Raw genomic sequence first — 24684 nt, 5'->3', positions numbered from 1 at the left:
CCGGCTCATCATGTCGGTGGAGCTCTTCGGTTGGGCGGCTGGGGCGAGGCGAGGTCCTGAACGGCGGCCCACAGAGATCCCCAGGAGGTGGCGATGGGGGTGATGGTGGTGGACGAGCGGAAGGTTCCGGTGCGGGAGCCGTATGTGATCCGGATGGGGGGATGGACGCTGGAGCGCTATCTTCGGGAGGCGCCGGAGGACCGGATTTGGGAGTTCGTCCGGGGGGAGGTCCTGATGCACTCACCGGCCACCGCGGAACACCAGGATCTCGTCGGTTTCCTCTACTGGCTTCTCCGGGGCTATTGCGAAATTAGGGGGTGGGGGAAAGTTTTGATGGGGCCGGCAGCGGTGCGGATTTTGCCGGAGGTGGTGCGGGAGCCGGACGTGTTTGTGCTCCGTCCGGAGGATGTGGGACGGGCGCGGGGGGTGCCTCTGGAGGTGGTGCCGGTTCTGGTGGTGGAGGTGGTGAGCCCCTCCACGCGGACGCTGGACTTGTGGGAGAAGGCGGAGGAGTATGCGCGGGCGGGGGTGGAGGAGTATTGGGGGGTGGATGGAGAGGAGGGGGTGCTGTGGGCGCATCGGCGGCGGGGGGATCGATATGCGGTGGAGGGGGTGCGGACGGGACGGGTGGCCAGCATCGCGGTGCCGGGGTTCTGGCTGGAGGTGGGATGGCTGTTTCAGATCCCCCGGCCTCCCGTGACGGAATGTTTGCAGGCCATCCTCGGGGCACCCGGGCCATAAGAAGACAAGAAGACAACGCCGAGTGTTCCACAAGGCAAGTCCGGAGTGGAGGTGGACGCTTTGGGGAACCTCATCCTCAGAGGGATGCGGGGCGGATCTCAAGGATCGACCTTCTCTGAAAGGGATTCAGGCCCCCAGCTCGAGGATCCTCCTTGGGCCCCCGGTCGGGCGGCATCTTGACAGGGGACGCGATCGGCGTATAAAATCATAAGCGCAGTATGCCGTGTGGGCCTGTAGCTCAGGCGGTCAGAGCACTCCCCTGATAAGGGAGGGGTCCCTGGTTCGAGTCCAGGCAGGCCCACCTGAGGTGGGGATGTAGCTCAGATGGGAGAGCGCCTCCTTTGCACGGAGGAGGTCACGGGTTCGAATCCCGTCATCTCCACCTGAGCACCTTGACAGGAGAGGGACTCCTCGTTATAATCCAACGCTGCCGGATGGAGGCTGGCTCCCGAGGCCGGGCGGGGTTTGGTTCGGAGGCGGGAGCCAGCGGCCATCCGCTGGCGGGCCGGGAAGGGGCTCGTCAGGGTGAGTCGGGCGAGGAGTCCGATGTGCACCTTAACAACCGAACAGAGCGTGGAATGGAGGAAAGCAACGCGGGCAGCTCGGGAAACGGGTTCTCCGCGTCACGTGTAAGCGAGTAAGGGCATGCGGTGGATGCCTTGGCGCCAGGGGCCGATGAAGGGCGCGGCACACTGCGAAAAGCCTCGGGGAGCCGTGTGCGGGCGCGATGACCCGGGGGTGCCCGAATGGGGAAACCCGCCTGGGGTGAACCCCAGGCATCCGTGGCTGAATCCATAGGCCACGGAGGGGCACGGGGGGAACTGAAACATCTTAGTACCCCCAGGAAAAGAAATCAACCGAGATTCCCCTAGTAGTGGCGAGCGAACGGGGAAGAGCCCAAACCCACAGGGTGTCAAAGCCCGAGGGCGTTGCCCTGTGGGGGTTGTGGGACCCATCCGGGGGCGGCCTCGGACGCCTCAGGGAGTTACCAAGCCTTGGCCTAGCCGAAGTGGTCTGGAAAGGCCCGCCATAGAGGGTGATAGCCCCGTAGGCGAAAGGTCGAAGGCCTCCCGGGGATGGGATCCCGAGTACCACGGCCCACGTGGAAGGTCGTGGGAAGCAGGGGGGACCACCCTCCAAGGCTAAATACCCCTGGCGACCGATAGCGCACCAGTACCGTGAGGGAAAGGTGAAAAGAACCCCGGTGAGGGGAGTGAAATAGAACCTGAAACCGCATGCCTACAAGCGGTCCGAGGGCTATGGCCCCCTTTGGGGGCAATGCCTGAGGGCGTGCCTTTTGGAGAATGAGCCGGCGAGTTACTCTCGGTGGCGAAGGCTAAGGGGGTCACACCCGGAGCCGGAGCGAAAGCGAGTCCGAACAGGGCGTCTCGTCGCCGGGAGTAGACGCGAAACCGGGTGAGCTACCCATGGCCAGGGTGAAGCGGGGCTAATCCCCCGTGGAGGCCCGAACCCATCACCAGTGCAAAGGTGTGGGATGAGCTGTGGGTAGGGGTGATATGCCAATCGAACCCGGAGATAGCTCGTTCTCCCCGAAATAGCTTTAGGGCTAGCCTCACGCGGTCCGTGGCGGAGGTAGAGCACTGGTAGGGCTAGGGGCGTTATGCTACCGAACCCTGTCAAACTCCGAATGCCGCCACGTGCAGCGTGGGAGTCGGACCGTGGGGGATAACCTCCATGGTCGAGAGGGGAACAACCCAGACCGCCTGCTAAGGCCCCCAAGTCCGGGCTCAGTGGGAAAGGATGTGGGGCTGCTATGACAGCCAGGAGGTTGGCTTAGAAGCAGCCATCCTTTAAAGAGTGCGTAACAGCTCACTGGTCGAGCGGCCCTGCGCCGAAAATGTAACGGGGCTCAAGCCCGGCGCCGAAGCAGCGGGTTCTCGTGTCGATGAGGCACGGGAGCGGTAGGGGAGCGTTCCGCACGCGTGGAAGCGCGACCGTGAGGACGCGTGGAGCGTGCGGAAGTGAGAATGCCGGCACGAGTAGCGGAAGACGCGTGAGAACCGCGTCCGCCGAAGGCCTAAGGTTTCCGACGCAAGGTCGATCCGCGTCGGGTTAGGCGGGACCTAAGGCGAGGCCGAAAGGCGTAGCCGATGGACAGCCGGTTAATATTCCGGCCCCACCCGGGTGGAGCGAAGGGGGGACGCAGGAGGGTAGGCCAGCCGGCCGCTGGCTGTGCCGGTGCCAAGTCCTTAGGGCGATGAAGGCGGTAGGCAAATCCGCCGCCGGAGCCTGAGGGATGATGGCGAGCCGGGGAAACCCGGCGGAAGTGGTCGAGCCCACACTGCCGAGAAAAGCCTCTAAGCGTTGAAGCCCGGGTGCCCGTACCGCAAACCGACACCGGTAGGCTGGCGTAAGCGCGCCAAGGCGGACGGGAGAACCCTCCTCAGGGAACTCGGCAAACTGGCCCCGTAACTTCGGGAGAAGGGGTGCCTCGCGTAGGGTGAGGCCTTCGGGCCGAGCCCGAGGAGGCCGCAGTGAACAGGCCCTGGCGACTGGTTACCTAAACCACAGGTCTCTGCTAACCCGTAAGGGGAAGTATAGGGGCCGACGCCTGCCCAGTGCCGGAAGGTTAAGGGGAGGGGTGACCCGGCTTCGGCCGGTGTAGCCCTGAACTGAAGCCCCGGTGAACGGCGGCCGTAACTATAACGGTCCTAAGGTATCGCCGGAAAGGCGCTGCCTGCCTGTCGGGTAACCGACAGGGCAATACCCGGCTGTATGCGGGAAAGCCCTTAGAGCCCTCCCTACGTCTCCGGCAGAAGGCCGGCGTCAAAATGGTGAGGGATTGGGCAATCCGCAGGAAACCCCCGGGCTCAACTCCGGCGGGGATCCTCAGAGACCATACGCCGGGTATCCGGCCGGGAGGCCATTCATGGATCTGTCTCCAGACTGGGTAGTGGGGTTCGTGGATGGCGAAGGTTGTTTCCACGTCTCCATCACCCGCCATCCCTCGCTGAAGGTTGGTTATCAGGTCCTGCCGGAGTTCGTGGTCGTCCGGCACCGCCGGGATATCCAGGTACTTTACGCTTTGAAACGGTTCTTCCGGTGTGGCGTGGTCCGCCCCAACCATGAAGACCGCTACGCCTACCGGGTTCGACAGCTGGAGTGCCTGGAGCGCATCTGTGAGTTCTTCCTCCAGCATCCCCTGAAAACCCGTAAGAACGTCGAGATGCGCCGGTTCCGGCGGATCCTCCTCCTGATAAAACAAGGGCGACATCGAACCCGGGAGGGACTGCTGGAGATCATCGAGATCGCCTCTCGCATGAACGCCGCTGACCGCCCTGCGCTGGAGCGGATCCGCCAAGAGCTCCTGGCCGGATGAAGAGATGGTCCACCCCGTGGCGAAAGCCGCGGATTAAGGTGAGCGAAATTCCTTGTCGGGTAAGCCGATCGCTTGCCCCTTCTCCCCGCGAGGGGAGATGAAACGCCGGCTCATATCGGGGGAGCCCTCCTGCCGTGGTGCGGGACGGCGTGGGGTGATCCCGAGGGAAGTCGGCCCGGTCCTCGCCGGGCTTGACCCCGTAACGACTGACCCGAAAGGGGAGGCGCGGTTCCCCACCCCGCGCAACACGCCGGCCCTCACCCCTCGCCCAGATGCGGCGAGCCAAGGGCGCCTATGGAGCCTCCTTCCGGATGAGGTGGGGCGAGATGATGCAACTGGATCCCTGGTATGTGACCGGGCTGGTAGACGGCGAGGGAAGTTTCATGGTGAGTTTCAATCTGCGTCCCTCGCTGTCTACAGGGATCGAGGTGCGTCCCGCTTTCGCTGTCGCCCTGAATGAGCGCTCGCTGGAGGTGCTGAAAGCCCTGCGCCGTTTCTTCGGTTGCGGAGCCATCCGCTACTCGCGCGGGGACCGCACCTACAAATGGGAAGTGCGATCGATCTCGGACATCGTGCAACGCGTGCTTCCCCACTTTGAGCGCTATCCTCTGCAAACAGCGAAGCGGGCAGATTTTGAACGTTTCGCCCAAATTTGCCGCTGGGTTCACGCGAATCGCCATCGCAATCGGGAGTATCTGAGGCGCATCATCGATCTGGCGTATGAGATGAATCCGGGCGGCAAGCGTCGTTATCGGAAGGAGGATCTCCTAAGGGTGCTCGGGTGAGGTGAAGGGATAGTCTGCCTCCAGTGGAAACACTGGGAGAAGGCGAAGTTCCGACCCGCACGAAAGGCGTAACGACCGGGGCGCTGTCCCGAGGAGGGTCCCGGCGAAACTGCGAACTGCGTGAAGACGCGCAGTGCCCGCAGCGGGACAAAAAGACCCCGTGGAGCTTTACTGGAGCCTGGTATTGGGTTAGGGTTTGGCCTGTGTAGGATAGGTGGGAGGCTGAGAAGCCCGGGCGCCAGCTCGGGTGGAGCCGCCGGTGAAATACCACCCTGGTCAAATCTTGGCCCTAACGCCGACCCGTGAACCCGGGCGGCGGACAGTGCCTGGTTGCCAGTTTTGCTGGGGCGGCAGCCTCCTAAAAGGTAACGGAGGCGCCCAAAGGTCCCCTCAGGCGGAATGGAAACCCGCCGTTGAGTGCAAGGGCATAAGGGGGCTTGACTGCGAGGCTGACAAGCCGAGCAGGGGCGAAAGCCGGGCCTAGTGACCCCACGGTTCCGTGTGGAAGGGCCGTGGATCAACGGATAAAAGCTACCCCGGGGATAACAGGCTGGTGAGGCCCAAGAGTTCACATCGACGGCCTCGCTCGGCACCTCGATGTCGGCTCATCGCATCCTGGGGCTGGACAAGGTCCCAAGGGTCGGGCTGTTCGCCCGTTAAAGCGGTACGTGAGCTGGGTTCAGACCGTCGTGAGACAGGTCGGTCTCTATCCGCTGTGGGCGTTGGGGGCTTGAGGGGTGCTGCCCCTAGTACGAGAGGACCGGGGTGGACGGACCTCTGGTGTGCCGGTTGTCGCGCCAGCGGCATCGCCGGGTAGCCAACGTCCGGACGGGATAACCGCTGAAAGCATCTAAGCGGGAAGCCCACCCCAAGATGAGGCCCCCCACCGGCTTTGACCGGGTAAGGCCGCCGGGAGACGACCGGTTTGATAGGCCGCAGGTGGAAGCCCGGTAACGGGTGAAGCTGAGCGGTACTAACGGCCGAGGGCTTACACGTGACGCGGAGAACCCGTCCCCCGAGCCCACGCTCTGTTCGGTTCACCCTTCCACTTCTCTACATGTGAGTGCGCGTGAAAAACAAAAGGACCGGTTGAACACCGGTCCTTTTGTTTTTATGAATCACCCATCCTTGAAGGAGCGGTCAGGGCTCGGATCCTCTCCCGAAGGCGTGCGATTTCCTTCTCCCAGCGTTGTTCCCCCAGCGCAAGCCGCTGATGCTGACGGAAGGCCAGCTCGATGGCCGCTCCATATAGATCTCCCAATCGCTTCCATTCCTGCCAGTCTCCTCGCAACAGAGCACCCCACCGCCGGAACCCCCGCCGCCACGCTGAGCGACACTCCTGATAGACCGCTGGAGGCAGGGTTCCGCGTTCGACCTCCTTCCCAAGATACCATGTGATCCAGAGACGTTCTCGATACAGTCCCCATAGCCCCAGGGCGAACACCAACAGCGCCCCCATCCAGTCCCCTGCTATAACTGTGAGGCAACCCACCAGGGCGCTTCCCTCATCCCCCAGATGGCTGACGAGGGTCAGCACTCCGTTATGGAATGCGTGGAAGCCGACCCCTGCGCCCCATCCGACCAGGGGAGCCCAAAGGCGCCGAAACCCTCGAGGCGACAGCCTCGCCATCGCCAACCCCAGGCCGGTGAAGCCGGTGAAGAAGGCGTGGTTCAGGCCGAAGATCCCCGCCCGCAGGGATGCCAGGGCCAGCATCGCTGCGGTTCCCCCTTCGATTCCCGCTCCAATCAGATAGAAAACGTTCTCGGTCGCCGCGAAACCAAAGCCCACCAGGGAGCCATAGAGGAATCCGTCATACAGGCTGTCGATCTCATCCCGGCGCCGGAGGAACAGCAAGGCCAGGAAGAGCCCTTTGGCGGTCTCTTCGGCAAGGGGGGCGATCAGACCGCTGGAGATCAGATCTCTCCACAGCCCCTCCTCAAGGGGAGGCTCCAGGGCCACTTCCGCCAGCAGTGCGATCAGGATGGCCGGGAGCAGTCCCCATAAAAAGGCCGTAGAGGCCAGCCGGAGCGGCTCCTTCTCATAGCGATCCAGCCACCACACGAAAAGAGCGTAGCTTACCATGGGAAGATAACCCAGAAGAAGTGCCAGCCCGATCATTGCCCCAGTCTCCGGAGGCCATCAGGAACCCAGAAAGCATGCATCCGGCTATGAGGTGAACTGCCAGCGACACCAGCGCCGCTCCAGCGCGTCCACAACCAGATATAGAGCCAGCCCCATCCCGCTCATCAAGACGATCCCGCCATACATTGCCGGATAGTCAAAAAACGTGCTGGCCTGGATGTAAATGTAGTAGCCCAGCCCGTAACGAGTGGCCAGGAGCTCGCTCAGATACAGCACAGCCACTGCCGTGCCGATGCTCTGGCGCACCGCCGTGAGGATGGCCGGCAGGGAGGCGGGCAGGTAAACGAACCAGAAGAGAGCCCGCCGCCCCGCTCCCAGGCTGCGGACGGAGAGAAGCAACTCTGGCCGCAGGCCCGCTGCTGCATCCCGGACCAGCACCAGGATCTGAAAGAAGAGGATCAGATAGATAAGGAGAATCTTGGCCAGGTCCCCGACCCCAAAGAAGAGGATCAGGATCGGCACCAACACGACCTTGGGGATCGGATACAGCAGATACAAGAAAGGAGAAACCAGCCGGTGCAGCCCGGGGCTGAGTCCCAAGAGCAACCCCAGAGGAGCTGCCGTGGCAATCGAGAGGAGGATGCTGATGATCACCCGCCCGGCGCTGGCCAGGAAGTGCCATCCCAGCTCTCCTTGGAAACCCCTCACCAGAGCAATCCCTACCGTGAACGGGGCAGGCAGGATGGGACGCTGGACCAGCGCCGCCAGGATATGCCAGAGGACAAGCAGCACCCCCATGGCCACTAACACTTCGCCGCGACGCGGCATCTCCTACGCCTCCTTCGCTTGAATGAGATGAGGGACCGATCCGATGTCTTGGCTGAGAGCCCCGAAACGAACCTCGATTATAATAATGGGCGTGAACGCGAGGACACTGATCCCGTTATACCAAGAATTCGCACCAGGCTTCGTGGAATATCTCGAGGGGTGCAAGGCTCAATGGCTCGTCGTCCGCGCGCACGCCCATGGCAACAAACGCTGTTCATCATCCTGGCGATCCTGGCGGTGATCAGTCTGATCCTGACCAGCCTGATCACCAGCGCCCCGCCGCCTCCGCCGACGCCAACGCCTTTCCCGCTGTTCCTGCCCACCCCCTGAGCCCATCGCCACAACCTCCAAGCAATGGAGGGAGAGTGAATGACACGCTCCGGCGTATCGTCCAGCGTTTCTGCCCGCTTGCTCGCATGGGTCGCTTGGGGGTTGATGCTGGCCGGTTACTGGGCTCCATGGGTGGAGGGCTCAACAGCTGGGTTGACGTTCTCCGGGTTCGATCTGCCCCACTTCCTGGTTTTCTTCCAGCGGGCCGGTTATGGGCCTCTGGTCCGGGAGCGTCTGTGGATGCCTCTATGGGGTCTTGCCCTCGGCCTCGGCCTCCTATCCCTGGGTCCGGAGCGAAGGCTACGGGCCTCCCCGCGGGGGTTCTTCTGGCTCCTCGCCCTCCTGTGGCCGCTGGCTACATGGCCTCCTTACCCGGAGCTCTTGAACCCCTGGTCCGTTGAAGGGCGAGGCGGTTTCATCGGCGGCCTGATGGCTGCCTGCGTCGTCGCATCGCTGCCGCTCTGGCCTGTCTCCTGGCGCCGCCGGGTGGCCCTGGCTCTGCCCCCCGCTGTCCTGGGGATCACTGGACCGGAGCTGGTGCAGGCCTGGAGGCTCTGGGGCGAACATCTCCGGATCCCGCCGGATATGGGCTGGGGGCTTCCGCTTTACGGGTTGGGGCTGGCCCTCTGGGGATGGGCTTGGTGGAGGACCTCCTGGTAAACCGCCATCACGTTCTCGACCATCTTCTCCAGGGTGAAGTGCGCTCGAACCCGCTCCCGGCCCTGCAGGCCGCGCACCCGGGCGGTGACGGGATCCCCAAGGATCTCACCGATGGCAGTGGCCAGGGCTTCCGGATCCCGGGGAGGCACCACCCATCCCGCCTCGCCGACCACCCAGCGGGTCCCGGTCCCGATATCGGTGGTGATCACCGGCAGGCCGGCGGCCATCGCCTCCAGCAGCACGGTCCCGAACGCCTCCGCCCGCGCACTGGCCGGCAGCACGAAGAGATCGGCCGCGTGATAAACCAGGGGCAGCTGGGCATCCGGGATGTCCCCGAGGAAATGCACGCGCGGGGAGAGCCCCAGATCATGCGTCAGGGCGCGCCATGGCCGCTCCATCGGACCGGTCCCTACGATCACGGCGTGGACATCCGGCAGGCGCTTGAGCGCGTGGAGCAGGGTCTCGAGCCCCTTGTAATACCGCAGGCGGCCCACGAAGAGGACGTGGGGACGTCGGGGCGTCTCACACCAGGAGGCGCGCAGGGCCCGCGTTGCATTAGGGGGAGCGGAGAGAAAGCGGCTGAGATCGATGCCCAGGGGAACCACACGGCATTTTTCACGGAAGGCTCGCAGGTGGGGGGAGGTCTCCAGATAGACGGGGCTGGTGACCAGGATACGGGCGACCCGGGAGAGCACGCGATGGAGCAGCGGACGATAGAGCCGACCCCCCAGGCGCTGGCGCACGATATCGCTGTGGTAGGTCATGACGGCAGGGATCCTTCCTCCGGTCAGGAGGTAGGCCAGTTCCGCCGGTGGGTAGGGATGATGCAGGTGGACCAGATCGCAGTGGGGAAGGAGGCGCCGGGCGTGCAGGAAGAAAACAGGGCTCAGAGGGGTGGAGGACACCGTGAGCCAGCGCCCGGCCTTCAACACCCACAGGTTCCCCTCCCGGATCTCCTGGGTTCGGCAGGTGGGGGAGGTCACCAGGACGATGACTTCCAGGCCGGAGCGGGCTTGGGCCTCCGCCAGGAACCGAATGTGATTCTCGATCCCTCCGAGGATCGGGAAGTAGTCCTTGTATAAGTGGACCACCCGCATGGTTTCCGAGCCAGGCTTGCCGGGAATCGGTCGCTTCGGGCCTGCTCATTTTACTTTTATCCGGCAAAGGCCGGTGCGCTCTTCCTGGGGGGATTCTTTATCGCCGGGAAGCCGTGCGGCTATAATCGAGAGAGCTGGGGGACGCACCGGCCTGACCGCTGAATCTCACGCGCGGAGGTGTGAGGAAATGACGTTGGATCATGGGCTGGAGGATCTGGAGGCGTTTCTGCGCCGTCTGGAGTCGGATCCGGAGTCGGTGGATGTGAGGGCGCTGGTGGATCTGATCCGGACTTTCTATCAGTGGATGGTGACCTCCTCCGCTCGTCTGCGGATGCTGGAGGAGCGGATGGCGGAGCTGGAGGAGGCCCGGTATCGGATGGAGGAGCGCCTGGCCCAGCTGGAGGCCGAATTCGAGGAGATGCGGCGACGCCATGAGGAACGCCTTGCATCCCTGCAGGCGCTCATCCTCCAGCAGTTAGGGTGGGCGCTTGCCCGGGGAGGCGAGTCCCTGTTCTCGTTGAATTAGGGACCTAATTCTCCGGTTGTTCCCTCAAAGTTGCCTCGGGCAGAGGGATTCTGTTTCCGCGAGGCGGCACGTGAAGGCGGAGCGGATCCGTTCTTCCGTTCTCGGTTTCTGGACATGGGCTGTCCCCTTTCTTTTGCTCGGATGGGCTCTTCATCTGTTTCACATCGCGGGCCCTTCCCTGCGGGGCGATGAGGGGTTCTCCTGGATGGTAGCGCGCATGGACGTGGGGGCGATCCTGCGCTTCATCTGGGAGGCACGGGAGCCCCACTCCCCGCTCCCCTTCCTGTGGATGAAGATTTGGATGATGGGAGCGGGGGATTCTGAATTCACCCTGCGCTTCCACTCTGTGTTCGCTACCTTCCTGATCCTCCCGTTGGCGGGCGTGTGGCTTTACTGGATCACCCGCAAGCCCCTGATGGGAGCGATGGGGATCGCCCTCGTGGGCATACATCCTTATATAATCTGGCTGGCCCAGGACGCGCGACCCTATGGGACGTTGGCGTTCTGGGGTCTATTTCAGTCCATGATCCTCTGGCGGGCCCTGCGCGCCAACCGGCTTCAAGGATGGATCGCTTACGGGTTGGCCAGCGCCCTCGCGCTTTACTACCACTATGCGATGCTGTTCGTGTTACCTCTTCAGGGAATGCTGACGTTGCTTCTGTGGCGTCATCGCTGGCGGGGGTGGATGCTCTCTGCTATCGCCATTGGGATCGTGTGGGCGCCTGGGGCAGTGTTCGCCTATCACGCCCTGGCCCCTTACCGGGGAACCGCCCTCCAGGCCCCGCCTCCTGCCGATGCGGCGGCTCAGGTCCTCCGGGTCTTCACAGTAGGCTGGACAGGGGATGGCTGGCCTGCGCGCCTGGCGGTGGGGGGCGCTCTGATCCTGGCCGGATCGGCTGTCTTCCGGCTTCTGAGGCGCTCCAGGAAGACAGGGATCTGGATGCTCGGACACCTAAGCGTCCCGATCCTGGCGACCTGGCTGGCTTCTCAGGGGCGAGCGGTCTTCGCGCCCCATTATATGGCAGCAGGGCTGCCTTTCTGGATTACCCTCATCGCCCTGGGGAGGTGGGGGTTAAGCGCCCTTCGCCCTTCATGGCTCCAGGTAATCCCGTGGTGGATGCTCGCTGTCGGTTTCGCTCAGAGCCTCTGGCACCACTATGCGCTGCCTCAATATGCAAAGAGTCCTCCCGTGCGGGAGCTGGTCTCCTTCCTCCGCCAGAAGGTGGCGCCCGGGGATCACATTCTGATCACCTTTCCAGATCCCGTTTTCCCATATTATTATCGCGGTGACATCCCATGGAGCATGCTTCCGGCCACCCAGCCGTTTCATCCTGAGGAGGTTCGGGAGCGCCTGAAGGAGCTGGCCCAGCGTCATCCCAGGATCTGGCTCCTGCCGGTGCACCTACCTTCGTGGCCCGGGTCTGAAGAGGTGGAGCGCTGGCTGGTTCGTCATGCGGATCTTCTGGAAGTATATCCTTTCGGCGTCCTTCGCCTGATGGCCTTTCGCCCTCTCCCTTGGGCCCTGCAGGAGATGCAGCGACAGGAGGCACGTTGGGCGGATGGGGTGGAGCTCCTCGGCGTGCGGGTGGAGCCCAATCACCCTTCCCACCCAGGTGGGCTGCTTCGGATCTCGACGGCATGGCGCCGATGGGGGGCGGCCCCTCAGGAGCACAGCGTCTTCGCCCATCTGGTGGATGAAGAGGGCCGGCTCGTGGCTCAGGATGATCACCCGGTCGGCCGAGGGGAATATCCACCATGGATGTGGGAACCGGACGAGGTGGTCTTCGAGCGCTTCGAGCTGCGGCTGCCCGTGGAGATCCCGCCGGGCCGCTACCGGCTGCGGATGGGACGTTACAACTGGGAAACGCTGATCCGCGTCCCGGTAGGGGATCAAGATTTTATTGAGATCGGCACGGTGGAGGTTCTGCCATAATCGAGAATCGAGCTTCGTGGGTGGCTCGATGTTGCCTTCAGCGCACGGATTGGCATGGAAGAAGGGGGAGATACACGAACCCCATTTCATCGGCTCGCACGTTGGGCAGATGAGTCCGGATTGGAAGGCGTTGGCCGCTCCGCCAGTTATACACGCCAAGACGTATGGCGGTAGAATGTGCGCTCCTGGATATGGCCAGCGTCCGCGTCTCCGGCAGGGTTTGTCCAGGAGGGATGCGATCGAACGAAATCGTACCATACCATGGCGGACCGTCCGCCTGGGCCAGAATCTTTCCGTCGGCGCTGAGCGCGTGGACGGCCAGCGAAAGATCCGGCAAGGTGTTGGGAGCTCCCTCCCACTCCAAGTAAAGATAGATATTAGAAGCGCAGCGCTGGGCATGTGCCCTTCGCAGGACAGGTCCTCCTATGAAGGCTACCTCAAGGTCTTCCCACCGCAACCCGGATTTCATCAGCGCGCCTGTGTGAGGGCCTGTTTCTTCATAGACGGTGAAAAGGATGAGATCTCCCTGCTGAATCCAACGGATCAGCTCGATGGGATCTGCTGTTCGGCCGCTGACCTGAAACGCGTATCCGCGAGGCCGATGGAAAGGGGTATCCGCCTGCACCATGATCACATCAGGATGCACTGCGGCGTTGGCCCGAAACAGCATGCCAGGTAGGAGATGTCCGCCGAAGACCAGTGCGCCCTCTGAGCCGATCGGGAAGAATCGATCGTGATAGGCAAGCCATTCGGGGAAATTCACCAGGATGGCCAGACGAATGGGGGCAGTCGGTGGAAGGCGTCGGATCTGGTCCAGAGGTTCTAAAGAGCGAGCATAGAGATCGATCTGGCGGTTCAGGATCAGGAGATCCATGATCACCATGACAACCACGGTCGAGCGCTTTAGAGTCCGAAGCCAGAGCGAAGAGGAGGTCCGGGTGCCCAGCCATATTCCCCAGAAGGAAGCCACGCCTATGGTCCCCAAATAGAGGAGACGACGGCCGTGCAGGAAGTAGCCAGTGGGGAGCCATAATGCCGCCGGGAGAGCGGCCATGACATGGAAAGCTGCTCCGGCGATGCCAATCCATCCATGTGGCCTCCGCGCGAGGACGAGTAAGGCAGCGATCATCCAGATCAACGCGATGCCCTGGATCCAGGGACGCAGGCTTTCTCCGAGCAAACGACTCAACCCGGGGAACAATGGGAAAGCAAGGGCCTGGAGCACAAACCAGCCTCGCTCCGCCAGCTCCTCCAATCCCCATGAAGGAGCAGGTGGCTCGCTGCGCGGGAGGAGCGGATAGATCCCTGCGTAAAGCCCTCCGGCTATCCCGTACGGGATCCAGGACCAGGTTCGTCGGGAGGCGACTATGCTCAACCCGCCCAGGAAAGGCCCCAGTAGAACCACGGTCTCATGGGTGAGCATGGCGAACAGGAACACAACGCTCAGCAGGATGTGCTTGTGAACAGGGCTCAGGGACGAGAGAAAAAGGGAGCCGCCGATCAGGAAGAGCAACGCTTGAAAAACGTGAAGGGAGAAGGCAGGCACAAGGATCACCTGCTCATCATAGGGGATTAATCCGAAGATCAGCCCTCCCAGCCACGCCACCGCGTTTGGAACACGCAGTTGACGGAGCAGCCGAACCAGCCATGCGATGTTTAGAAGGTGAACGGCCAACACGGTGAAATGGAGAGATAATCCAGCCTGTGGACCCAGAAGCCTGTGATGGAGGGAGGTCCACAGCAGGATCATCGGACGATAATACGAATGCCCCGGATGGGGCAGAAGCAGCTCCGGATAGGATCTCCCGTCGATGAGGGCAAGGTGGAGAAGATCGTCATAGAAAAGCGGGAAAAAGATGACCCGCGCGTAGATCGTCCACGGCAGAAGGAAGAGAATCAGAGCCCAAAACCGAAAGGCCTTAGATGCCATCGGACCTCGCTTGCGTTATGAAAGGGATGGAAAGTAACCCTTGGACCACCCGCATATAAATCCGCATGCGCTCCCGGCGCATGGCCGGCTTATGCCCCAGCAAGGCTTTGCTCCCCTCCACGCCGATCTGCCACAGATACTGGGCGATCAGGAAGGCCCGCAGGGCGGCGGCGGCCCACGTACCGTGATGCTTTCGGAAATACCGGATCTTGCTCCGCTGGAAGGCCAGATGCTGCAGGGCCGGCACCTGATCGCTACTTCGCCCCCCATAATGGATCACTTTCGCCGGCGGATAGTAGAACACCCGCCAGCCCGCCTGCCGGATCCTCCGGCACCAGTCCAGCTCCTCGGCATACATGAAGAACCCCTCGTCCATAGGCCCGACCCGCTCGACCACCTCCCGCCGGACCAGCATGGCCGCCCCGGTGACCCAATCCACTTCCTGGATCTCGTGATCCGGGCGATCCAGGACGTAATAGTGCGCCAGGATGGAGCGGGGCGCCCAGGGCTGCCACCATGTGCTCTCAAACAGCGCAGTCCAGAAGGTGGGAAACCGCCGGCGGGAGGACTGGACGCTCCCATCCGGGTTGAGCAGCTGCGGACCTACCACCCCCACATCCGGATGGGCGTCTGCAAAGGTGACCAGCTCCTCGATGGCCTGATCCAGAACTACGGTATCCGGATTCAACAAAAAGAAATAGCGGCCCCGTGCGACCGCCATCCCCTGATTGTTCGCCGCCGGGAAACCCCGGTTGGCCGGGTTGATCAGAAGCCGCACCTCGGGGAAGGCCTCCCGCACCCGCTCCGGGGTCCCGTCCGTCGAGGCGTTGTCGACCACGATGATCTCCCCCTCCAGCCTCCCCAGGGCCTGCCGGATGGAGCGCAGGCAGGGAGCTAGCCAGCTCCATACATTCCAGCTCACCACGATCACCGAGACGTCCATTGCCCTTCTTCGAGCGCTCCCGGCCAGGGGAGCTCAATGATCCCGACGCAGGACGAGTTCGCCGAGGAACCGCAGGGCTTCTCGGGCCGGACCCTCCGGGAGGTTCTCGAGGTAACTCTGGCTGCGACGGATGAACGCCTCCGCCTCCGCCCGGGCCTGGGCGATCGCCTTCGAGTTCCGCACCCGCTCAACCGCCTCGCGGATGAGGTCCTCATCCCCGGAGCTCCCGGCCAGGATGCGGTCGATGACGGGATCCCCGGGGTGCTCCTCCAAATAGAAGAGCACCGGGAGGGTAATCAGGCCCTGGCGCAGATCGTTGCCGACCGGCTTGCCCAAGACCTGGGCCTCACCGGTGAAGTCCAGGATGTCGTCCATGATCTGGAACGCCATCCCCAGATCCACCCCGTAACGCCGAAGGGCCTCCACCTGGGGCTCAGGGGCCCGGGCCAGCACGGCAGCCGCCTCGGTGGCCAGCTCGAACATCGCCGCCGTCTTAGCATAGATCCGTCGGAAATAATCCTCCCGATCCAGCATGGCGGCGCGGTCTCCAAATTGCTGGCGCAGCTCCCCCTCGCAGATGGTCATCAGCGTGCGTGCGAAGATGGCCATGACGCGGACGTTCTCGGTCTGCGCGGCCAGGGAGGCCGCGTAGGCGAACAGATAATCGCCCGTCAACACCGTTGCCGCCGGGGTCCAGATGGCGTTCAGGGTTGGGATCCCCCGCCGGAGCAGGGAGCCATCGATCAGGTCGTCGTGGACCAGGGTGGCGGTGTGCAGCATCTCCACGGCGGCGGCCAGAGCGATCATCGCCTCGTCCGCTTCCCGGTAGAGCCGACCGGTCAGCAAAACCAACATGGGACGGATGCGCTTGCCCCCCGCACGCAGCAGATGGTCCACCGCGGTTTTCAGGGGTTCAAACGTGAGGGGGATCGCCCGCATGCGGGTCTCTACCTGCTCCAGGTCTCCCTGGAGCCACTCCTGGATATGGACCAGAGCCTGCACCGAATGCGCGGTCGGAGGCATTCCCGTCTACCTGATTCAGAATGTTCGTCGAAGAACAAGCTTCTCGTCTCATTTTACATCGGGCGTGGAGCCTTTCCATGATCTATGGATCTCCGCCTCCGCAGCGAGACTCTGGGAGATCGCTTTCCTGCGGTGGGGGAAGCCGGAAGAGCCGGCAAGCGTTCGCGGTGGTTTGTCGGGCGATCTGCTCCATCGGCAGCCCGAGCAGCTGGGCCAGGGCTTCCGCCACGTTCCGCAGGTAAGCGGGCTCGTTACGACGGCCCCGATGGGGTTGCGGGGGCAGATAGGGCGCGTCCGTCTCCAGCACCAGGCCGTCCAGGCCGACCGCCCGCACGGCCTCTCGCAGGCTTTCCGCCCGGGGATAGGTGAGCGGCCCCCCGATCCCCAGGAGGAACCCCCATTTCACGGCGATCCGCGCCATTGCGGGATCGCCGGAGAAGGCGTGGAGGACCCCTCGGGCCCCGGGGCGGGCGGCGAGCCAGCGCTCCAGCTCCTCCATCACCGCCTCGCGGGCCTCCCGCTGGTGGATGATCACCGGCAGCCCCAGCTCGCCGGCCAGCTCCAGCTGGGCCCGGAAGGCTTCCCGTTGTGCCTCTCGAGGCGAGCGATCGCGATAGAAATCCAGGCCGATCTCCCCGATGGCCACCACTCGAGGATGTCGCGCCCAGCTCCGGAGCTGGGCCAGGAGCTGGGAAGAAAACTGCGAGGCCACGTGGGGATGAATCCCCACCGCCACGTAAAGCCCTGGATGGCGTTCGGCCAGCGCCAGGGCGCGCGGGATCCCTTCCGGTTCCACCCCGGGGAGGATGAGGATCTCCACGCCCGCCATCCGAGCTCGGGCCAGCACCTCCTCCCGATCCGGATCGAAGGCCGGGTCGTCCAGGTGGCAATGGGTATCGATGAGGATCGACCGCTCCATCACCGGTCTACTCTTCCAGCCCGGCCAGACGGCGGCCTTCTTCGAGCAGCTGAGCCACCCGCTCCGGCACGGTGGTCTCGGTGTAGATCCGCAGCAGGGGCTCCGTTCCCGAGAACCGGATCAGCAGCCAGCCGCCGTCCTCCAGGTAGAACTTGTAGCCGTCGGAGCGATCGATGCGGACCACCCGCAGACCGGCCAAGCGATCCGGTTGTGTCTGATCCAGGCGGGCTCGGGTCTCCTCCCGGCGTTCCGGTGGGAATTCCACATCGATGCGGGAGTAATAATGGGGGCCGACCCGCTCGAACAGCCAGCGGATCAGCTCCGAAGGGCGTTTGCCGGTCCGGACCATAAAATCCAACAGGTAGAGGCCGGCCAGGATGCCATCCCGCTCGGGAAGGTGCCCCCGGAAGGCGAAGCCTCCGCTTTCCTCCCCACCGATAAGGGCGTCCGTCTCCAGCATCTTCGGGGCCACATACTTGAACCCCACGCCGGTCTCATAGACGGGCACCCCGTAGCGCTCCCCGAGTTTCTCCAGCATAGAGGTAGTGGAGAGGGTTTTGACGATGGGGCCGCGCTGGCCGCGGACCTCCAGGAGGTAGAGGGCCAGGAGGCCGTAGACCCGAAGCGGATCAACGAACCCGCCATGCTCATCCACCAGTCCGACGCGATCGGCGTCGCCATCCGTGGCGATCCCCGCGTCGGCCTTCAGCTCCCGGACCTTTTCCTGCAGGTCGTCCAGGTTCGGCGGGATGGGCTCCGGGCGCTTCATCCGGGGGAAGATGGGGTTGCGCTCGCCGTGGATCTCCACCACCCGGATGCGCCCCGGGGAGAGCAGCCGCCGCAGCCAGCCGATCCCGTTCCCCCACATCGGATCCACCACAACGGTGAGATCCGCCTGGCGGAGGGTTTCCAGGTCTACTAGCTGCTGGAGGTGCGCGAGATAAGCCGGGGCCGGGTCGAAGATCTCCACCAGGCCTTTCGCCCGGGCCTCCGCCAGGGGCATGCGTTTCACCCCCTGTTCATCCGGAGGGATGCGGGCCTCGATCTCCCGCAGGCCCTGGGGATCGACGGCCCCGCCGAAGCGGTTGCGGACCTTGAACCCGTTGTCGGTGGGGGGGTTGTGGCTGGCGGTGATGTTGATGGCCCCTGCGGCGCCCCGGGCCACCACGCTGTAGCTGATCACCGGGGTGGGGACGGCCCGGTCGCAGAGATAGACCCGGATGCCATTGCCGGCCAGGACCTCCGCACAGGCCTCGGCGAAGTGCTCGGAGGCGAAACGGTGATCGTAGCCGATCACCACCCCGCCTTCCGCCTGTCCGGTATCCAGCAGCCAGCGGGCGAAACCCTGGGCGCACCGGCGGACATTGGCGAAGGTGTAATCGTCCGCGATGCGACCGCGCCAGCCATCGGTCCCGAAGCGGATGACGGTCATCTCAGCCCTCCCGGATCCCGTATTCCTGTTTTACCAGCTCCAGGTCGGCGTCTACCATAATCTTCACCAGCTGCTCGAAGGTCACCGAGGGCGCCCAGCCCAACTTGGTCCGCGCTTTGGTGGCATCCCCGACCAGGAGGTCCACATCCGCAGGGCGATAGAGAGCAGGGTCCACCACCACGTATTTCTTCCAATCCAGCCCGAGGTAATCGAAGGCCAGCTCCACGAACTCGCGGACGGAGTGAGTCTCCCCGGTGGCGATGACGTAATCCTCTGGCTCGTCCTGTTGCAACATCAGCCACATCGCCCGCACGTAATCCGGGGCATATCCCCAATCCCGGCGGGCCTCCAGGTTCCCCAGGCGCAGCTCGTGGGCCAGGCCCAGCTTGATCTTCGCTGCTGTGTAGGTGATCTTGCGGGTGACGAACTCCAGCCCCCGTCGCGGGCTTTCATGGTTGAAGCAGATCCCCGACACGGCGAACATCCCGTAGCTCTCCCGGTAGTTCACTGTGATCCAGTGGGCGTAGACCTTGGCCACCCCATATGGGCTGCGGGGATGGAAGGGAGTGTTCTCGTTCTGCGGGACCTCCCGGACCTTCCCGAACATCTCACTGCTGGAGGCCTGGTAGAAGCGGATGGTGGGATCCACCAGGCGGATGGCCTCCAGGAGCCGGGTCACTCCCAGGGCGGTGAACTCCCCGGTCAGGACCGGTTGCTTGAAGGAGGTGGGGACGAAGGATTGGGCGGCCAGGTTGTAGACCTCGTGGGGTCGGTGTTCCCGCAGGATGTCGATCAGGGAGGACTGATCCAGCAGGTCCCCCTGCACCAGCGTGATCCGATCCTGGATGTGCCGGATCCGCTCGAAATTGATGGTGCTGGTGCGACGCACCATCCCGATGACCTCGTAGCCTTTCTCCAGCAGGAACTCCGCCAGGTAAGAGCCATCCTGTCCGGTGATGCCGGTGATCAGCGCTCGCTTCCGCTCCATCTGCTTCTTCCTCCCTCAGGGTTTGCGATTCATCCGGATCCGCCAGGCCGGGATCCTCTCCGCGGATCCCTGAGCTCAGGCCCGGGAGCGGGCCTCCCGGGCGCGCGCCCGCCACTCCTCCAGCACGTCCCGCAGGGATTGCTCGAAGGGGATGAGGGGTTGCCATCCGACCCGCTCCCGGATCCGGGTGGTGTCCGCCACGCTGACGGGGATGTCCACCGGCCGGAGGCGTTGAGGGTCTACCTCGATGCGCACCTCCACCTGAGCCATGGCCAGCATGGTTTCCAGCACCTCCCGGATGGAGCGGGGGCGTCCGGAGCCGATGTTGTAAACCTCCCCGGGCTCCCCGCGTTCCAGGAGCAACCGGTAGGCCCGGACCACATCCCGCACGTCGGTGAAATCCCGCTGGACCTCCAGGTTGCCCACCCGCAGGACGGGCTCCTGGAGGCCGGCCTCGATCCAGGCGATTTGCCGGGCGAAGGAGGGCACCACGAACCGGGGGGCCTGCCCCGGCCCGATGTGATTGAACGGGCGGGCCCGGATGATGGGCAGGGCGTAGGCCCGCGCATACACGGCGGCCAGCCCGTCCTGGGCGACTTTGCTGAGGCCGTAGGGGTTGGCCGGTCGCAGGGGCTGCTCCTCCCGAATGGGGAGCTCCTCGGGCCGGACGAGGCCATACACCTCATTAGAGGTCACAACGAGGACCCGAGGCCGCAGGCCCAGGGCCCGCAAGCCATCCAGGAGATTCAGCGTCCCCCGCACGTTGGTTTCGAAGGTCCCCCATGGATCCCGCCAGGATTCCGCCACGTCCGACTGGGCGGCGAGATGGATGATGCCCTCCGGAGCCACCCGGGCGAGGGCGCGCTGCACCTCCTCCGGGTTGCGCAGGTCCACAGACATCATCTGCAGGCGATCGGGCAGCCCGTCGACGGGCCGTCGCGCCCAGCCCCAGAGCTCCCAGTCCGTGCCCTGGGCCAGGGCGGCAGCCAGGTGTCGTCCGACGAATCCGCCGACGCCGGTGATCAGCAGGCGCAACGCAGCGTGCTCCTCCGATCGGATGAGGCTCCGGCCTTTCCGAATTATACCAGGCACGCTAACTTTCCTCTGATGTTTCTGAGATATTAGTTGAATGTGGATCGCTGATCCCTCGACCGGAGGGCTTGCATGCCGGAGCTGTTCCATCGCTATCCGGGCAACCCGATCCTGACGGCCGGGGACTGGCCGTATCCGGCCAACTCCGTGTTCAACCCGGGTGCCACCCGTTTCAACGATGAAGTCCTCCTCCTGGTGCGGGTGGAGGATTTCCAGGGGCTTTCCCATCTCACCGTGGCCCGCAGCCCGGATGGGCGGAGTGGCTGGCGGGTGGATCCGGAGCCCACGTTGTTGCCGGATCCGCTCCGCCATCCGGAGGAGTTCTGGGGGATCGAGGATCCCCGCATCGTCTTCCTCGAGGAGGAGGGGCTTTATGCGGTGACCTATGTGGCCTATTCCCGTGGGGGGCCGCTGGTGGCCCTGGCCACGACCTCGGATTTCAGAACTTTCCATCGTCTGGGGCCGATCCTGCCTCCGGAGGATAAAGATGCCAGTCTGTTCCCCCGGCGCTTTCGAGGACGCTGGGTGATGATCCACCGGCCGATGCCCACCTCGCCCCGCACCCGGCCCAACATCTGGATCTCCTTCTCCCCGGATCTGCGGCATTGGGGGGATCACACGGTGATCATCGAGGCTCGCCCCGGGGGCTGGTGGGATTCGGATCGGGTGGGCCTGGGACCCCAGCCCATCGAGACCCCGGAGGGATGGCTGATCCTGTATCACGGCGTGCGTCAGACCGCCTCCGGCCGGATCTATCGGGTGGGGATGGCGTTGCTGGATCTGGAGGACCCGCGGAAAGTGATCCGGCGCAGTGCGGAGTGGGTGTTCGGCCCCCGCGCGCCCTACGAGCGGGTCGGAGACGTGCCCAACGTGACTTTCCCGTGCGGCGCGGTGGTGGATCCTCGCTCCGGCGAGCTGCTGATGTATTACGGCGCTGCCGACACCTGCGTCGCTTTGGCGACGGCGGACTTGCGAACGCTCCTGGATTATCTCCTGCATGCGCCGATGTAGGAAGAAAGCTTTTTCCTTTCGGAAAAACCTGGCGAGGAGGTGGAAATCCGATGGGGGAGCGTCTGCGCATCGCGCTGGTGGGGACCTACGTGCCCCGTCCGTGCGGGATCGCGACGTTCACCCACGATCTGGCGAAGGCGATGGCGGAAGCCCAGGGGACATCCCAGGGAGGGGCGGAAAATCCTTCGCCCTTCCTCTCCACCGTTCAGGTGGTTGCCCTCACCAACCCCCCGCAACGCTACGATTACGGGCCCGAGGTGGTTTTCGAGATCCGGGCCGATGTCCCGGAGGATTACCGGGCGGCCGCTGCTTACCTGAACCAGGCGCCCATCGATGGGGTGTGTCTCCAGCATGAGTATGGGATCTTCGGCGGGCCGGACGGGGCGTATGCGCTGGAGCTGGTGGAGCGCTTGCGCAAGCCTCTCGTGGTCACCCTGCACACGGTCCTCTATGAGCCTTCGGAGGGCCAGCGGCGTGTGCTCATCGCCCTGGCCCGACGGGCGGATCAGGTGGTGGTGATGGCGGAGCGGGCCCGTCAGTTCCTGGTGGAGCGCTATGGGATACCCGCCGAGCGGATCACCCGAATCGACCATGGCGCGCCGGCGATGCCCCTGGAGGATCCCGAGCCCTATAAAGCGCGCCTGGGCCTGGATGGGCGTCGCGTCCTGCTCACTTTTGGGCTTCTCAGCCCTAACAAGGGCATCGAAACGATGATCGAGGCGATGAAACGCCTGGTCCCCCACCATCCCGATCTTCTATATCTGGTGGTGGGGGCCACGCATCCGGAGGTGCGCCGACAGTTCGGCGAGGCCTATCGCCGGTTCCTGGAGGAAGAGATCGCGCGAGCCGGGCTGCAGGCGCACATCCGCTTCGTCGATCGCTACCTCAATCGAGAGGAGCTCCTAACTTTCTTGATGGCCGCCGATATCTACGTGGCGCCGTATCTGACGCGGGAGCAAATCGTCTCCGGAACCCTTACCTATGCCCTGGCCTGCGGGAAGGCCATCGTCTCCACCCCCTCCTGGTATGCGGAGGAGGTGCTGGGGGAGGGACGAGGCCTCCTGGTCCCCTTCCGGGATCCGGAGGCCATGGCCCGGGCCCTGGATCAGTTGCTCTCCAACCCGGAGGAGTGGGATCGATTGCGTCGGGCGGCCTACGCGCGAGGGCGGGAGATGGCGTGGTCCATCGTCGGCGCTCGCTATCTGGAGCTGTTCCGTCAGGTCCTCGAGCGCCCGCGGCCCGGCCTCCGGCCGGCGTGGGTGCTGGCCCGGCCGCTGAGGCTTCCCACCGTCCGCCTCGAACACCTGCGCCGACTCACTGACGACACCGGTATGCTGCAGCATGCCCGCTTCGCCATCCCGGACCGTCGGTTCGGTTACTGCACGGACGACAACGCCCGAGCCCTGCTCTTCACCGTGCGGGAATGGCAGCGGACCGGAGAGGCCTCGTTGCTCCCGTTGATGGAGGTTTACCTGGCTTTTCTCCAGCATGCCTGGAACCCGGAGGCGCAGCGCTTTCGGAATTTCATGGCCTATGATCGCCGATGGCTGGAATCGATCGGTTCGGAGGATGCCTACGGCCGGGCGATGTGGGCTCTGGGGGAGGCGGCCGCCTTCGGGCCGGAGGGGATCGCGGAGCCTGCATGGACCCTGTTCCAGGAAGCCTGGCCGGGGGCGTGGTCTCTGGAGCATCCCCGGCCGTGGGCCTATGCCGTCTTGGGCGGGGTGGCGATGTGGCAACGATTCCCTGGGGATCGGAGGATCCGGACGGGCTGCCTCGAGCTGGCCCGACGTCTGGAGGCGCGTTTTGAGACGTATGCCCGGCCCGGCTGGTCCTGGTGCGAGGATCGGATCACTTATGACAACGGGATCCTGCCGGCGGCGCTGATCGCCGCGGGTTACAGTCTCCAGGAACCTCGCTGGATGGAGCGGGGGCTTGCGGCCCTGAACTGGCTGGTGGAGATCCAGACGGACCCCCAAGGCGGACATCTTTCCTTTGTGGGCAACCGGGGCTGGTTCCCCCGGGGAGGGGAGAAGGCGCGCTTCGCCCAGCAGCCCATCGAGGGAGCAGCCATGGCGGAGGCGGCAGCCTGGGCCTGGCGGGCCACGGGGGATCGGATCTGGCTGGAGGTGCTCGAGCGCTGTGTGGGCTGGTTCCTGGGGTGGAATGATCGAGGATGCGCGCTGGCCGATCTGAAAACCGGTGGATGCCGGGACGGGCTGGAGGCCACAGAGGTCAACGTCAATCAGGGCGCTGAGTCCACACTGGCTTGGCTGCTGACCTTGAACCTGGCCCATCGGTTCCTGCGCCCGTCCCCGGAGCCGGACCGTGAGGCGCAGCCCCGCGCCCTCTCGCTTCGCCGCTCCTGAGGCCCCCAGCGGTTCCCGGCTTCGCGAAAGCGCCCCGGCTCCGGGGAATTCGGGCGGTGGAATCTGGAGCCGTATCCCCAAAAAGTGCGCGGCATGGGTTGACGAAGAGATGGGCTTCCCATAGAATTCGAGAGGATCGTTAAGCCGCGGCGGTGTTTCGAGGGCGATCCGAACGACGCACTGGATCACGCATTGAAGGCATCATTTCTGACCGAGGTGGGATCGATGCCTGGCCTTTCACCCATTTCGTTGCTCCTGCTCATCGGCGGTGTCCTGGGTGCGACGCTGGCGCTGGCGGGGATCCTGGCGCTTCTCTTGCCCTGGCTGACCCGGGAGGTGCAGGCGGCTTATGGGCAGGCGCCTGCCCCCGCTCGTCCAGCTGTAGCCCCCGCCGGAGAGGCTCCCGCTGCGCCGGCCGCTCCTTCCCAGCGCATCGGCCCCTGGCCCTTTGTGATCAGCGGGCTGGCTTTGCTCGTCGTCCTGGCCGTGATCTTCTATCCGATGCCGCAGCCTCAAGGATCCGCTCCCGCTGCGCTGACGGAGGGAAGCGCCCCCATCTCTGCTCCGGCGACAAACCCCACGCCGGCGGCGGTGGCCCTGAAGGGGGATGCGGAGAAGGGGAAGGAGCTGTTTTTGGGCACGTGCGCTTCGTGC

Annotated in this window: 17 protein-coding genes, 2 tRNA genes, 1 rRNA gene and 1 pseudogene; 11 read left to right on the top strand and 10 right to left on the bottom strand. The window is 64.3% G+C overall.

What is annotated here, in order from left to right; all coding sequences use genetic code 11:
* Positions 1 to 93: 93 nt before the first annotated feature.
* The 4 genes from CFB18_RS10485 (at position 94) to CFB18_RS10470 (ending at position 5862) form a co-directional block, all read left to right on the top strand.
* Entirely contained in the window at positions 94 to 741 is a 648-nt protein-coding gene (locus tag CFB18_RS10485) for a Uma2 family endonuclease (RefSeq protein ID WP_088571758.1), read from the top strand.
* A 227-nt stretch (positions 742 to 968) separates the two neighbouring features.
* A tRNA-Ile gene (locus CFB18_RS10480) sits at positions 969 to 1042 on the top strand.
* Between the two features lie 8 nt (positions 1043 to 1050).
* Positions 1051 to 1123, top strand: a tRNA-Ala gene (locus CFB18_RS10475).
* 245 nt (positions 1124 to 1368) lie between these two features.
* Positions 1369 to 5862: ribosomal RNA gene (locus CFB18_RS10470) — 23S ribosomal RNA — on the top strand.
* A 115-nt stretch (positions 5863 to 5977) separates the two neighbouring features.
* Here CFB18_RS10470 and CFB18_RS10465 read toward each other — a convergent pair.
* Together CFB18_RS10465 and CFB18_RS10460 are read right to left on the bottom strand one after the other, a co-directional pair.
* A complete protein-coding gene (locus CFB18_RS10465; RefSeq protein WP_088571757.1) occupies positions 5978 to 6985 on the bottom strand; it encodes a PrsW family intramembrane metalloprotease in 1008 nt (335 codons plus the stop codon).
* 48 nt (positions 6986 to 7033) lie between these two features.
* The gene (locus CFB18_RS10460) at positions 7034 to 7777 is read right to left on the bottom strand and encodes an ABC transporter permease (RefSeq protein WP_088571756.1); all 744 of its coding nucleotides are present in this window, start codon (positions 7775 to 7777) and stop codon (positions 7034 to 7036) included.
* Between the two features lie 171 nt (positions 7778 to 7948).
* Between CFB18_RS10460 and CFB18_RS15345 the strand changes: the two genes are divergently transcribed.
* Together CFB18_RS15345 and CFB18_RS10455 are read left to right on the top strand one after the other, a co-directional pair.
* The gene (locus CFB18_RS15345; RefSeq protein ID WP_159461700.1) at positions 7949 to 8107 is read left to right on the top strand and encodes a hypothetical protein; all 159 of its coding nucleotides are present in this window, start codon (positions 7949 to 7951) and stop codon (positions 8105 to 8107) included.
* Positions 8108 to 8146: 39 nt separating this feature from the next.
* Positions 8147 to 8767, top strand: a complete 621-nt coding sequence (locus CFB18_RS10455) for a hypothetical protein (RefSeq protein ID WP_143597584.1) — start codon at positions 8147 to 8149, stop codon at positions 8765 to 8767.
* Here CFB18_RS10455 and CFB18_RS10450 read toward each other — a convergent pair.
* Positions 8713 to 9864, bottom strand: coding sequence for a glycosyltransferase (locus tag CFB18_RS10450; RefSeq protein ID WP_088571754.1), 1152 nt, complete (start codon positions 9862 to 9864; stop codon positions 8713 to 8715). The two genes, CFB18_RS10455 and CFB18_RS10450, sit on opposite strands and share 55 nt — an antisense overlap.
* Positions 9865 to 10051: 187 nt before the next feature.
* Here CFB18_RS10450 and CFB18_RS10445 point away from each other — a divergent pair, with 187 nt between their 5' ends.
* Positions 10052 to 10390, top strand: a complete 339-nt coding sequence (locus tag CFB18_RS10445) for a hypothetical protein (RefSeq protein WP_088571753.1) — start codon at positions 10052 to 10054, stop codon at positions 10388 to 10390.
* 205 nt (positions 10391 to 10595) lie between these two features.
* Positions 10596 to 12323: a glycosyltransferase family 39 protein gene (locus tag CFB18_RS10440; protein WP_143597583.1), complete on the top strand. Its 1728-nt coding sequence runs from the start codon at positions 10596 to 10598 to the stop codon at positions 12321 to 12323.
* 37 nt (positions 12324 to 12360) lie between these two features.
* Here CFB18_RS10440 and CFB18_RS10435 read toward each other — a convergent pair whose 3' ends face one another.
* From CFB18_RS10435 to CFB18_RS10405, 7 genes are all read right to left on the bottom strand, one after another.
* Positions 12361 to 14253, bottom strand: a complete 1893-nt coding sequence (locus CFB18_RS10435; RefSeq protein WP_088571751.1) for a hypothetical protein — start codon at positions 14251 to 14253, stop codon at positions 12361 to 12363.
* Positions 14243 to 15196 carry a glycosyltransferase family 2 protein gene (locus CFB18_RS10430; RefSeq protein WP_088571750.1) on the bottom strand — a complete coding sequence of 318 codons (954 nt, stop codon included), beginning with the start codon at positions 15194 to 15196 and terminating at the stop codon, positions 14243 to 14245. Before CFB18_RS10430 ends, CFB18_RS10435 begins: the two co-directional genes overlap by 11 nt.
* Positions 15197 to 15229: 33 nt before the next feature.
* Positions 15230 to 16219 carry a polyprenyl synthetase family protein gene (locus CFB18_RS10425; RefSeq protein ID WP_088571749.1) on the bottom strand — a complete coding sequence of 330 codons (990 nt, stop codon included), beginning with the start codon at positions 16217 to 16219 and terminating at the stop codon, positions 15230 to 15232.
* An 82-nt stretch (positions 16220 to 16301) separates the two neighbouring features.
* Positions 16302 to 17138: a TatD family hydrolase gene (locus tag CFB18_RS10420; protein WP_088571748.1), complete on the bottom strand. Its 837-nt coding sequence runs from the start codon at positions 17136 to 17138 to the stop codon at positions 16302 to 16304.
* A 7-nt stretch (positions 17139 to 17145) separates the two neighbouring features.
* The gene (locus CFB18_RS10415; protein ID WP_088571747.1) at positions 17146 to 18570 is read right to left on the bottom strand and encodes a phosphoglucomutase/phosphomannomutase family protein; all 1425 of its coding nucleotides are present in this window, start codon (positions 18568 to 18570) and stop codon (positions 17146 to 17148) included.
* 1 nt (position 18571) lies between these two features.
* Positions 18572 to 19558 (bottom strand): GDP-mannose 4,6-dehydratase, encoded by a 987-nt coding sequence (gene gmd / locus CFB18_RS10410; protein WP_088571746.1) that lies wholly within the window; start codon positions 19556 to 19558, stop codon positions 18572 to 18574.
* A gap of 75 nt (positions 19559 to 19633) precedes the next feature.
* Positions 19634 to 20593: a GDP-mannose 4,6-dehydratase gene (locus tag CFB18_RS10405; RefSeq protein ID WP_088571745.1), complete on the bottom strand. Its 960-nt coding sequence runs from the start codon at positions 20591 to 20593 to the stop codon at positions 19634 to 19636.
* A gap of 129 nt (positions 20594 to 20722) precedes the next feature.
* Here CFB18_RS10405 and CFB18_RS10400 point away from each other — a divergent pair, with 129 nt between their 5' ends.
* The 3 genes and pseudogenes from CFB18_RS10400 to CFB18_RS10390 all read left to right on the top strand — a co-directional run.
* Entirely contained in the window at positions 20723 to 21661 is a 939-nt protein-coding gene (locus CFB18_RS10400; RefSeq protein ID WP_088571744.1) for a glycoside hydrolase family 130 protein, read from the top strand.
* A 50-nt stretch (positions 21662 to 21711) separates the two neighbouring features.
* Positions 21712 to 24030, top strand: coding sequence for a glycosyltransferase family 4 protein (locus tag CFB18_RS10395; protein ID WP_088571743.1), 2319 nt, complete (start codon positions 21712 to 21714; stop codon positions 24028 to 24030).
* A 225-nt stretch (positions 24031 to 24255) separates the two neighbouring features.
* Positions 24256 to 24684 (top strand): annotated as a pseudogene (locus CFB18_RS10390) (hypothetical protein); the annotation flags it as partial.

This window comes from Thermoflexus hugenholtzii JAD2 (assembly GCF_900187885.1).
In the GTDB taxonomy this organism is placed as follows: domain Bacteria; phylum Chloroflexota; class Anaerolineae; order Thermoflexales; family Thermoflexaceae; genus Thermoflexus; species Thermoflexus hugenholtzii.
This window is presented reverse-complemented; position numbering and strand designations above follow the sequence as displayed.